Here is a 12,137-nt window from a genome sequence, read left to right on the forward strand (position 1 = left end):
TGGATTATAAAAAGCCAGAGAAAGTGTTCTGCTCGGCCGCTTAGATTTCGTTTCCCGCCCAATTGGGCGGGAAACGAAATCTAACTTATCTTTGAAGTAATGTTGTCTAAACAAGGGGAGTATTTAAGTTACCCCGGTGCCCAACTCAAGGATCGGCGAATTGCATTCGCCGGCACAATTAGACGCGATTAAAAATCGCATCACCCCTACGCTGTTGCGAATTGGCTTCTAAAATCCGTGCCATTTTAATATGCAGTTCGGCGGCACCAGCCCTGCAGAATCATGCAGGAAAGATTGTTTATGAGAAAGAGTAATTTTTTTGGTACTGAAGCTGCAAGGATGATTTGTTGATGGCAGGCAAAAGTAGTTCACTGCGATAACCTGAATCACATCAGTAGTAATGGATTTATCGGTGAGAAAATGGGTAGGGACAACACTCCGGGGAATATCATGCCGTAGCAGATCATAAATTTATTTTAATAGTGTTCTTATATCTTTTTGCTTTGAATGAATCAGAAAACTTGTAGTTTGTATCTTTAGAAAAGAGATTGAATGAAATAGCTTTTTTGTTGAGTTGGCCACGTTCCTGCCGGAATTTTACTGACATAGGTGATTGCCAAAACAATAACAATTATATAAGTAAACATGAGATATTATGAATAAACAAAAAATACGTATCCTACAGGTTGGTGCCGGCTCTATGGGGAGTCGCAGAATAAGAGATTTGTTGCTACGTCCGGATATAACGTTATCGGTTCTTGATAAAAGAAAAGACAGGCTTAAAAAGAGTGTTGAATCTTTCGGCATACAATCATTTGAGAGCTTTGAAGAAGCGATTGATTGGAAGCCGGATGTTTTGTCCATTTCAACACCACCTGACCAGCATGACGACTATATTCATTTTGCTTTGGAAAATGGACTTCATCATTTTTGTGAAGCTCAACTTTGGACATACGATTTTTTAAAAATTAAAAGTGAATCTCAACGTAAGGGTATGTTAAGTGCTACATCTTGTTCTATGCATTTTTTGCCAATTATTAAACAATTGAAACTATTTGTGAATGATAAGTTAGGTGATCTCCATGCTTATCAAATGTACTTATCTACGTACATGCCTTCCTGGCATCCTGATGAGGGTGTTGAGTATTATGCAAGGCATAGGAATACTGCTGCTGGCCGTGAAATGGTTCCATTTGAGCTTTTATACCTTAACGAAATTTTTGGTATAGCAGAGGAAGTAGTTGGCTCAATAGGCAGACGAAGTCAACTTGGCAATGATTCTGAGATGGAAGATACCTGGTGCCTTCAAATGAATCTTGCAGGAGGAAGCTTTGGGCAGCTTGTCGTATTACAGGCTTCACCATCAACAGTTAGAAAAGGGGTTTGCTCTGGCACAAACGGACGCATCGAATTTGATATTTACAATGGAAAACTCACTGCTGAATTTGATGACGGCTACAAAGAATTTATAGATTACGGATCACAAAAAGATGTTATTGAACTGGCATACAAAGATGAGATAAATACATTTGTTGATGCAGTTTTGGGTAAAGCCAAATGGCCGCTAAGTTACTATGACAGTGCGCTGGCAACAGCAACTCTGGCTGCTATTGAAAAGAGCGCCACGCGTGGCAAATGGGAAAAAGTTGATCCTCGTATTCAGCCAGAATATTTGCTATGCCAGATAGACAATTAATGACATTTAAACATACAGATTTTAGGTTATAATCCATGCCATTTTAATATGCAGCCCGGTGGCGAAGGGATCGGCGAATTGCATTCGCGGGTACAATTAGACGCGATTGGAAATCGCATCACCTTGAAAAAAACCTCCGGATACAGCGTTAGCATATACACCGGAGGTTCTGGAAATATATTGTATCACCTGGATTTACAACTGCTCCTTAATACGGTATGTCGGTTTTATTTCTCCCGTAGGATAAAGCCAGAAGCTATTCTTCCTTTTTTGTTTGTGGCAACACAATGTTCAGTAAAATCCCCACCAAAGCTGCCAAACCGATTCCGGCAAGAGAGAAAGTTCCGTACTGAATGATGGCCCCTCCAATGCCAACGGTTAGTACCACCGAAACAATCACCTGGTTACGGGTTTCGCCCATATTGATTTTTGAATCAACCAGGGAACGAATTCCAATGGAGGCAATCATACCAAAAAGCAACAGCATAATACCCCCCAAAACCGATTGGGGAATTGTTTTCAGGAACCCGCTGATTTTCCCAACAAACGCGAAAACAATGGCTGTAATAGCCGCAATGCGCAGTACAAACGGATTGGTAATTTTTGTCAGGGTAATGGCGCCGGTTACCTCAGAATAGGTGGTATTGGGTACCCCACCAAAAAAACCGGCCACTGCCGTAGCAATACCATCGCCAAGCAGGGTCCGGTTCAAGCCCGGTTTTTCAATAAAATTTTTGTTGCACACCCCGCCAATGGCATACATGTCGCCTACGTGTTCTATAATGGGCGCAATAGCTACCGGAATCATATACAAAATAGCCTGCCAGTGAAATTGTGGAACCGTAAATTGCGGTAACATGAGCCACGATGCTTCTCTGATGGCAGAATAATCTACTTTTCCCCAAACCACTGCAGCCAGGTACCCTACAATAATGGCAATAAAAATAGGTATAAGCTTGGCCATTCCCTTTGCAAAAATAACCACCATAATGGCCGTTGCCAATGCAATAATGGCCAGTGGCCAGTCGGTTTTAGCCATATCAACTGCTGCCGAAGCCAGAGACAAACCGATAATCATAATCACGGGCCCCACAACTACCGGGGGAAAAAGCCGCTCGACAAAGGTTATTCCACGTACCTTTACCAGCATTGAAACAAGGCCGTAAACCAACCCTACGGCAATTATTCCGGAAAGAGTACCGGGCCATCCGTAAAGTTTGGTCGCTTCAATAATCGGGGCGATAAAAGCAAAACTGCTTCCCAAAAACACGGGAATCTTCCCACGGGTTATCAGGTGAAATATTAGCGTACCAATGCCTGCTGTAAAAAGAGCAACAGAAGGATCAATTCCCACCAGTAGCGGTACTAAGACGGTGGCTCCAAAGGCTACAAAAAGAAACTGGATTCCCAGCACCGTGTTTTTCACGGTTAGCTGATCGCGAAAGGTTTTTTGATTCATTTGAAATTGAATAAATTGATTTTCGCAAAAAAAGTGTTTTCCAGTTATTTATTCAAAAAAAGATGTTAACAAAAAATCTACAAAGAAAAACCCATCTCCTGTAAAATAGCGGATTTTGCTGCCACAGGTTACACGATTTTTCCATAATGTCCGGTTAAAATTTTGTTCAGTGACGAATGTCCTGTTCATTTTCAGGACGCATTGCTCCGCTTAAACCAGGGAATAAATTTCAAATGGTAATAGATACGATTCCATTTTCCAATCGGCTTTTCAAAACCTGTAGCTTCACCCAAATCGCCCAAACGATGAAAACCACTTTTCCAGTGGGTATTAACATCAATTTTCCCGCTGCCGGATATTTTCAATGTGCCACCTCACCCCTATCCGGCAACACACGCTCCCACCATCATAATATGACAATCACCCCGGATTTGTATCACTTCCCAAAAAATGTATTTAATTGCAATTCGCTGAAATATAGAACGAAGAGCACAAAACCGGATTCATCTGACTACCTCACTGACAGTTTTTGGTTAAAATCCCGCATAAAAACCCGGATGTTTTTTTACCAAAGGGCGCTCACCGGGGGGATTCGGGACATTTTAACAAAAATAAAAGCAGCCAATAGCACACATTCTAAAAGTGTTACAAATGAGTTACAAGGATTAATAATGAACAAACATTTGAATAAACTTCAGAAAAAAATGCATACTCATTCGAATTTATTTTGAATTAAATTGTAACTTTGGATGATTGTAAACTTACAATCAGTTTTAAATTGAAAAAATAAAGCAACTATTAATAACAGTTTGACGCTACTGAAAATATTATGACTATGCAACCATTAGAAAATATGTTTATTGAATTTCTGTCAAAATGGATTTATTGCAGAAATTAGTTTACCCGTGAACCTACAGAATATGCTTACCTAAGATACTGAACATGGATTTATCACAAACACTACAAATTATATTGGCTTTTGTCATCGGCTTTTCTGTTGTTGTGGCTGTTATACCTCCGATATTAAAAGTGGCCCGGGCCAAAAAGCTATTTGACTGTCCTGATTTCAGAAAAATTCACAAACAGGAAATTCCCCAACTAGGCGGTATTGCTATTTTTGGGGGCCTTATTTTCAGCGCTACTTTTTTGCTGGAAGACCATAGTTTTGTATCCCTAAAATACATCATGTTAAGCATTATTCTTTTGCTCGGTATCGGGTTAAAAGATGATTTGATAGGAGTTTCTCCCTTTAAAAAGTTTATTTTCCAATTCCTGACCGCTATTATATTAATATTCTTCGGAAATATTCATTTCACCGATTTGCATGGCATTTTCGGATGGCATCATATCAGTGCCGTTTTCGGGGTACTTCTTACCCTGTTTACAATCCTGTACATTATCAATGCCTTTAACCTTATTGATGGAATCGACGGTCTGGCATCGGGCCTGGCCTTAGTGGCCTCGCTGGCATTTGGAATATGGTTTTTCCTCGCAGGTTATATGCAATATGCCATCATCTCCATTGCTTTGGCCGGCAGTCTGCTGGGTTTTTTCCTGTACAACGTGTTCGGGCGCAAAAACAAACTGTTTATGGGCGACACCGGTTCGCTGTTTGTGGGGCTTCTTATCGCCATACTCACCGTTAAGTTCAACGAATTTAATTTAAACCACGCCAATCCCTGGTCCCTGGATTCTGCACCGGTTATCTCCCTGGCTATTGTAATGGTTCCGCTTATTGATGTACTGCGGGTAGTGGTTCTTCGCGTGATAAACGGCAAATCGCCTTTTTATCCCGACAATAACCACATCCACCACCGGCTTCTTGCCCTCGTTCCCCACCATTTGACCGTAACGCTTATTATTATTTCCGGGAACCTGTTCCTGATTTTACTGGCTGTTTTGCTGCACTTTCTGGCACTTGACATAACCATTCAGTTTATAACGATACTTTTTGCAGGCATCACATTATCTTTTATTCCTTCATTTATTGTCAGGTTATCCGAAAGAAAAAAGAATTGGAACGAATTGCAAACCTGGCCGGATTAAGGGATGAAGACCGGGGTACAGAATACACATCCCGGGGTTGAAAGATTTTTCTTTTGTTTTTCTCCCGAATACCAGATCCATCCGTACTTCAGGATTCAGGAAATCAAAATGGGCTCGCCTGAGAAATCCGGTGTAGTAGCCTGTTTTCAGGTACATTTTCCATCAATATTTTTATGCCTTATCAGGCCGATTTTACTCTTTGCCATGACGCAAAGAGGTAAACAGAAAAGTTTAGGCTGCGTTCGCTTCACTCGGAAAAGCTACGTGTTGCCGGCTAAAATTACTGAAACTCGTCGTACCTTCTCAAACAGCAGTAATTTTTTAACGCCGTCCTCACTTGTTTTCCGGCTCACCGACCGAGGCCATCGCTACGATGTCCTAAACGTCCATATGTAGAATGGCCTGCTTTATCAATTTTTGACTTCGGTTTATAAGTGAGCTATACCTTATGCGGGCTGTGTCAAAATTCCGTCAGTCGGGCTACTTCGCGACATTGAAAAAACGCAAAGGTTAATTTTGACATGATTCTTTTTGTTTCGTTTTTCTCATCTGGGAGAAAAATGAAATGGGGATTGGGGCAAGGCCCCAAACAAGTGGATAACCAGTCTGTTGTTATATGAATAAGGTTTTGCAGGTAAAGTTTCTTGCATCGAGCCCACATTGTTTCGTGATATTCAATCACTCCTTTAAAGTTAGTTTTGAAAAGATTTTGGGTGAAGTAAAAGTCAACCTTGGCCTGGAAATTCCTTCCGGATGCTATGTTTTTGGCTCAAGATAGAGTAGAGCGTAAATTCCGACTGTAATATCGAGGAAGAAAAGAAGCTAAATGAATATTGAGAGTTGAACGTAATTACTTTTTCTCTCCACCTACTTTTCAAGGTGAGCCTCAAAATGGCTGTCGCCCCTGCCAATAACCATACCCAATTCAAGGAAGAAATACATGAATAAAATAAATTCAGTACCTTGCGCCCCCGAAATAGCACAAAAAATGTATAATCATAAATCCCAAAAAATATGAAAATTATCTCAGTAGTAGGCGCCCGTCCCAACTTTATGAAAATTGCACCATTCATAAAAGCCATTCAGGACGTAAATACCGCTTCAGTTTCCTCACCGGAGGAAAAACAGGAATCAATGGCGAATGGTGACACCGGGGAGCAAACTACGTCAGACAAAACAATCGAACATCTTTTGGTTCACACAGGACAGCATTACGACGACCGTATGAGCAGATCCTTTTTTGAGTCACTGGGAATTCCGGATGCCGACATTAATCTGGGCATCGGTTCCGGTTCCCATGCCGAACAGGTGGGCAATACCATGATTGCTTTTGAAAAAGTGCTGATCGAAGAGAAACCCGATTGGGTGGTAGTGGTTGGAGACGTAAATGCTACACTGGCCTGCTCGGTTTCAGCAAAAAAACTGAATATCCGGGTTTGTCATATTGAAGCCGGCCTCCGCAGCGGCGATATGGCCATGCCCGAAGAGATTAACCGCCTCGTTACCGACCGTCTCAGCGACTTACTGCTAACGCCAGACACACTGTCGAACGAGAACCTTCGCAGGGAAGGTGTTCCTGAAAATAAAATCCGCTTTGTGGGTAACATTATGATCGATACCCTTGAGGCCAATCGCGAAAAGGCAAAAAAACTCGACATCGCAGATATCATAAAAAACAATTTACTGGATTCAGGCCATGTGCAGGATTTTATCTCTGCTTCAAAGGAAACTGGTGCTATTCCAGCAGTCCGGGAGGGTAACTACGCCGTCGTGACCATGCACCGTCCTTCCAACGTCGATCAAAAGGAAATCCTCGAACCGATACTCAACTTTCTTACCGAAGAGGTTGCTGCCACGATGCCCGTTATCTGGCCCATACACCCCCGGACAAAAAAGATGCTGCAAAGCTTCGGGCTGTGGGATAAAGCAATGTCCTGTAAAAATCTGTTTCTCCTCTACCCTATCGGTTACCACGAAATGCTGCGGCTGAATATGTCGGCAACCATTATGCTTACCGACAGCGGCGGGCTCCAGGAAGAGTGTTGCGTTCTGGGAACGCCCTGCCTCACCCTCCGGTGGAATACCGAACGTCCGGTGACACTGAAAGAACATGGTGGCGCCAGCGTACTGGTGGGAAATAATATCCTTAGAATCAAAGAAGAATACCGGACTGCCTTAAAAGCAGGAAGAATTCCGCAACGTCCTGAGATGTGGGACGGGCAAACCGCCCGGCGCTGCGTGAAGGAGATTATAAACTACCAGGAAACAATATTGTAGTTTAACCGTTTAACCTTTAAAATTTAAGAAATGAGCAAAACTGCATTGATTACCGGGATTACCGGACAGGACGGAGCCTACCTTGCCGAATACCTGATTAAGAAAGGATATGTTGTTCATGGCATCAAACGCCGCGCATCGTTATTCAATACCGACCGTATCGACCATCTTTATCAGGACCCGCACGAGAAAAAACGCAACCTGATTCTTCACTACGGAGATCTTACCGATAGCATGAACCTCACACGTATTATCCAGGAGGTTCAACCCGATGAGATATATAACCTGGCTGCCATGAGCCATGTGAAAGTTAGTTTCGACACTCCGGAATACACAGCCAATGCCGATGGTATCGGCACGCTCAGGATACTGGAGGCCGTTCGTCTGTTGGGATTGACAAAAAAAACCCGGGTTTACCAGGCTTCCACCTCCGAATTGTACGGACTGGTCCAGGAAGTTCCGCAAACCGAAAAAACGCCGTTCTATCCCCGCTCTCCTTACGGAGTTGCAAAAATGTATGCCTACTGGATTACGGTAAATTACCGGGAGGCTTACGGGTTGCATGCCAGTAACGGAATTCTGTTCAACCACGAATCGCCTATCCGGGGAGAAACATTTGTAACCCGTAAAATCACCCGCGCCATTGCCCGCATTGCCCTGAATATGCAGGACACGCTGTTTCTGGGTAACCTTTCGGCCCAACGCGACTGGGGCCATGCCAAAGATTACATCAAGGCCATGTACCTCATCCTGCAGCAGGATAACCCCGATGACTATGTTATTGCGACGGGTATAACCACCACTATCCGCGACTTTGTCCGGAAATCTGCCGAAGAGATTGGCCTGGAAATTACATTTAGCGGAGAAGGGCCCGAAGAGAAAGGTTTCCTGACAGCCATAAACGAACAACGTTTCAATGAAAAGGTGGGGGAACAATACCTTGAAAGTTTGAAAGAAAGGATTCATACTTCACGTCCTTCAGAAGGAAACAGGGAGCAGGCAGTGGTTGCCGTCGATCCTACTTATTTCCGTCCCACAGAAGTGGATTTGCTTATCGGCGACGCCACAAAAGCCCGCGAACAACTTGGCTGGGAACCTGAATACAACCTTCAGGGCCTCATTACCGATATGATTAAATCCGATATTCACCTTATGCAAAAAGACAGGTACCTGAGAGAAGGGGGATACAGAACGCTGAATTACTTTGAGTGAAGATAGGGTCCACGAAATATGTAAAAATGGGCAGAAAGAAATGGTGAGCAACAGTACAGGAGGATGAGAGAATGGGGACAGTGAGACGGTGAGACTATGGGACGGTGAGAGGCTTTGAGAAGTTGAGAGAAGATGAGACGGTGGGATTGGGAGACTGCGAGAAAAAGATAGTGTGTGAGAACGAATTAGAAACTATGTAGAATACAATATTGGAAAAAATTAAATCACATAGAGAGCTTAAAGTATACCAAAAGGCTTTTGATGCTGCAATGGCAATTTATATGATATCAAAAAAATTTCCGAAAGAAGAGACTTATTCCCTGACTGACCAAATTAGAAGATCATCGAGATCCGTCAGTTCAAATATATCCGAAGCTTTTCGTAGACGAAAATATCCCAAATCGTTTTCGAATAAATTAAACGAGAGTGAGGCAGAAGCAGCAGAAACACAAAACTGGCTTGATTTCTCCCTGGCCTGTAATTATATCTCGCAGGAAATGTACAGCAAATTGGATCAGGAATATGAAAATATAATTGGAATGTTGGTAATCATGCAAAAACAAACCGAAAAATGGTCAATCTGATAATTCCATCTTCTCTCCATCCTCAGTGCTTCCTATCCCAGTACTCATCATCTCAGTGCTCTTTATCTCATCTTCTCTCCGTCTCAGTGCTCTCCATTCTCAGTGCTCTTCGTCTCATCGTCTCACCATCTCAGTGCTCTTTGTCTCATCTTCTCACTGTCTCACCGTCTCACTGTCTCACCGTCCCAATACTCTCCATCGTCAAAAGTCACACCTTAAACGGATAAAATAAAGATCATGAATAAAGCATCAAAAATATATGTAGCAGGTCACCGGGGGCTGGTGGGATCAGCGATCTGGAAAATTCTGGAAAGTAAAGGTTACACAAACCTTACAGGTAAAACCAGCAGCGAACTGAACCTGATTGATCAGGCTGCAACCGAACAGTTTTTTCAACAGGAAAAGCCGGAATATGTTTTTCTTGCTGCCGCCAAAGTGGGGGGTATCGTAGCCAACAATACGTACCGCGCAGAATTCTTGTACGAAAACCTGGCGATTCAGAACAATGTTATCCATAATGCATGGAAGTACGGAGTAAAAAAGTTACTATTTCTTGGCAGTACATGCATTTATCCGCGGGAGTCGCCCCAGCCTATGCAGGAAGAGTACCTGCTTACCTCACCGCTGGAGTACACCAACGAGCCCTATGCCATCGCTAAAATTGCCGGCATCAAACTATGCGAAAGCTATAATATCCAGCATGGCACCAACTTTATTTCGGTGATGCCTACCAACTTGTACGGGCCAAACGACAACTTCGACCTCGAAAAATCGCACGTTCTCCCTGCACTGCTGCGAAAGATCCATCTCGGCAAATGCCTGGAAGAAAACAACCGGGAGGCAATTCAGCAAGATCTGAACAAACGCCCCATTGAAGGAATTACTGGGAATGCTTCATCAACAGAGATACTGAACATTCTAAAAAAATACGGAGTTACACCGCCCGCCGGAGAACAAAGCGGGTCTGTTGAAATATGGGGAACGGGAACTCCCCTCCGCGAATTCCTGTGGAGCGAAGAGATGGCCGATGCCTGTGTCTTCCTGATGGAAAACATTGATTTTTCTGACATTATTGAAAGTACATCATTGCGAGGAGGAGACACAACGAAAAAGCAATCGCAGCAAACCGTCTCCAACCTCCCCGGTGAAATCCGTAATACTCACATCAATATTGGCACCGGCAAAGAAATCAGTATTAAAGCCATTGCCAAACTGATTGCCCAAACAGTGGGCTACAACGGCAAGCTGACATTCAATACCTCCAAACCCGATGGTACCCTGCGAAAACTAACGGATGTAAATAAACTTCACTCCCTGGGCTGGCACCACAAAATTGAAATAGAAGAAGGGATAGAAAAACTATACCGGTGGTACACCAGCTAGTTCCTTAAAAGAACCTGCCAACCTAAGAGGAGATTGCAGATTGCATCTTCATATGGATGGACGGGTCCTTCAACGGATTGGTCCGCTTGTGGATTGCATTCCTTCCGGTAAGGGTTTTGAGTGTTTGCTAGCGGCATTTCAAAAATATAACAACTAAGACTTGCCTCCTTTGAAATAAAAACCACATGTGTCACTATTTTTTTGTGGTTAGATATTTCATTATTGTTTATTTTATGTGTCATTATTAATCTATTTTGTCTCTTTCCTCAATCACTATCTATTTTTTGCACTCACGATTTCAGCAAATTATTGGCTTGTTCGTTGTTGGTAAAAATCTCTTTTTTACTATCGAATATAAATTGTTTATTTCCTGCCTCACAGGCAAGATTGCCCATCTGTAACAAGCTGGTGCTTAAGTGTGCCTGATGTATGTCTGTGGCTGGTATTTCCCGAGAACGAACTCAGGAAATAAAATTCTGAATGTGCAATGCATTTTCCGGTACTCCTGTCATGCTGGCCTGCACTTTACCCGCATTTCCCTGCACCTGCCAACTCCTACTAAACGGATCCATATGCAGCAGCCCTTCCAAACCATAAATTTCAATTCGCTCTGCCTGAAGCAACCATTGAAGAATCTGGTTTTCCTCCTTTACCGAAGCTGGCGATGTTAACATGTACTGGCAGGCCGACCCGGATTCACATTTTATGGTAAAATTTTTAAATTTCACGTGACAACCTGTCGATGTAATTCGCCGTTTACCCCTAATCCTGACCGGTAGCCATAAACAGAGTTCGGATGCCCGGGGTTTCCGGTGAGAAAAACGGGCAAGGTCAAGTGAGCAACTTGTATTGGAAAGATTATCTGCATTCTTTTGCAAACTGTAAATTTTAATATGGACTCCCTGTCCCAGTTTTCCTCCATCAATATAGGTTTTTGCTGCCAACACCGAAGGGTTGCTCCTGAGCGAAAGATCACACTGGACGATGCGATTTTTATCATCAGCGGCATCAGCCAGTTGTCTCCCTTCCTTGATAGTAAATATCGGTTCTCCGGTGATGTACAAATCTTTTTGGGCATCAATTATTTGCATCGCCACATCAGAAATTTGTTTTGTAGGTATAAAAACAAAAACTGCTTCGGTTTCTTTGCTTTTTATTATCTCCTAAAGGTCAGAAGCCTGTTCCGGACTATACCCAACCAACTGCGTAAATGACTGAACCGCTTTTTCCACCTTCTTTTCATCGATATCAAAAAACTGCTTCAAGATTATTTAATCATTTCCGGCAAGAACATCAGTTAACAAACCGATAGCTTCATTTGTGCATTCTATCAGGGCAACTGAAATTTGCCGGTTAGGATTGGAGCATGAGGAGAGAAAACTGGAAAGTGCTAATGCTCCAAAAGCTGCACCGGCTAATCCCTATGCCGAAAAATTGATACACTTTCCACGTTTCATATTTTAAAAATTTGACTTTATTA

General features: G+C 42.9%; 8 protein-coding genes and 1 pseudogene. 6 read left to right on the forward strand and 3 right to left on the reverse strand.

The genetic code is table 11. From position 1 onward, the window contains the following. Nucleotides 1–655: 655 nt before the first annotated feature. Entirely contained in the window at nucleotides 656–1,696 is a 1,041-nt protein-coding gene (locus tag D1164_RS13925) for a Gfo/Idh/MocA family protein (protein WP_119350614.1), read from the forward strand. A gap of 256 nt (nucleotides 1,697–1,952) precedes the next feature. Here D1164_RS13925 and D1164_RS13930 read toward each other — a convergent pair whose 3' ends face one another. After that, nucleotides 1,953–3,155, reverse strand: coding sequence for a uracil-xanthine permease family protein (locus D1164_RS13930; protein ID WP_119350615.1), 1,203 nt, complete (start codon nucleotides 3,153–3,155; stop codon nucleotides 1,953–1,955). Between the two features lie 942 nt (nucleotides 3,156–4,097). On the opposite strand from D1164_RS13930, the gene D1164_RS13940 reads away from it, so the two are divergent. The 5 genes from D1164_RS13940 (at nucleotide 4,098) to D1164_RS13960 (ending at nucleotide 10,657) form a co-directional block, all read left to right on the forward strand. After that, entirely contained in the window at nucleotides 4,098–5,201 is a 1,104-nt protein-coding gene (locus tag D1164_RS13940) for a glycosyltransferase family 4 protein (RefSeq protein WP_119350617.1), read from the forward strand. A 1,014-nt stretch (nucleotides 5,202–6,215) separates the two neighbouring features. Next, nucleotides 6,216–7,478 carry a non-hydrolyzing UDP-N-acetylglucosamine 2-epimerase gene (wecB, locus tag D1164_RS13945; protein WP_119350618.1) on the forward strand — a complete coding sequence of 421 codons (1,263 nt, stop codon included), beginning with the start codon at nucleotides 6,216–6,218 and terminating at the stop codon, nucleotides 7,476–7,478. A gap of 30 nt (nucleotides 7,479–7,508) precedes the next feature. Further along, nucleotides 7,509–8,690: a GDP-mannose 4,6-dehydratase gene (gmd, locus tag D1164_RS13950; RefSeq protein WP_119350619.1), complete on the forward strand. Its 1,182-nt coding sequence runs from the start codon at nucleotides 7,509–7,511 to the stop codon at nucleotides 8,688–8,690. Between the two features lie 209 nt (nucleotides 8,691–8,899). Further along, on the forward strand, nucleotides 8,900–9,274 hold the full coding sequence (locus D1164_RS13955; protein WP_119350620.1) for a four helix bundle protein: 375 nt from the start codon (nucleotides 8,900–8,902) through the stop codon (nucleotides 9,272–9,274). 237 nt (nucleotides 9,275–9,511) lie between these two features. Beyond that, nucleotides 9,512–10,657, forward strand: a complete 1,146-nt coding sequence (locus D1164_RS13960; protein WP_119350621.1) for a GDP-L-fucose synthase family protein — start codon at nucleotides 9,512–9,514, stop codon at nucleotides 10,655–10,657. Nucleotides 10,658–10,947: 290 nt separating this feature from the next. On the opposite strand, the pseudogene D1164_RS24230 reads toward D1164_RS13960, so the two are convergent. Together D1164_RS24230 and D1164_RS13970 are read right to left on the reverse strand one after the other, a co-directional pair. Beyond that, nucleotides 10,948–11,106, reverse strand: a pseudogene (locus D1164_RS24230) (hypothetical protein); the annotation flags it as partial. A gap of 12 nt (nucleotides 11,107–11,118) precedes the next feature. Continuing rightward, entirely contained in the window at nucleotides 11,119–11,748 is a 630-nt protein-coding gene (locus tag D1164_RS13970) for a Gfo/Idh/MocA family oxidoreductase (RefSeq protein ID WP_119350623.1), read from the reverse strand. Nucleotides 11,749–12,137: the final 389 nt, after the last annotated feature.

This window comes from Mariniphaga sediminis, from assembly GCF_003573545.1.
Classification (GTDB): domain Bacteria; phylum Bacteroidota; class Bacteroidia; order Bacteroidales; family Prolixibacteraceae; genus Mariniphaga; species Mariniphaga sediminis.

Bases quoted from the DNA above. Each gene is read 5' to 3' on its own strand.
- D1164_RS13925 (WP_119350614.1), top strand. From the start codon at position 656: ATGAATAAACAAAAAATACGTATCCTACAGGTTGGTGCCGGCTCTATG.
- D1164_RS13930 (WP_119350615.1), bottom strand. From the start codon at position 3,155: ATGAATCAAAAAACCTTTCGCGATCAGCTAACCGTGAAAAACACGGTG.
- D1164_RS13940 (WP_119350617.1), top strand. From the start codon at position 4,098: ATGGATTTATCACAAACACTACAAATTATATTGGCTTTTGTCATCGGC.
- wecB (WP_119350618.1), top strand. From the start codon at position 6,216: ATGAAAATTATCTCAGTAGTAGGCGCCCGTCCCAACTTTATGAAAATT.
- gmd (WP_119350619.1), top strand. From the start codon at position 7,509: ATGAGCAAAACTGCATTGATTACCGGGATTACCGGACAGGACGGAGCC.
- D1164_RS13960 (WP_119350621.1), top strand. From the start codon at position 9,512: ATGAATAAAGCATCAAAAATATATGTAGCAGGTCACCGGGGGCTGGTG.
- D1164_RS13970 (WP_119350623.1), bottom strand. From the start codon at position 11,748: ATGCAAATAATTGATGCCCAAAAAGATTTGTACATCACCGGAGAACCG.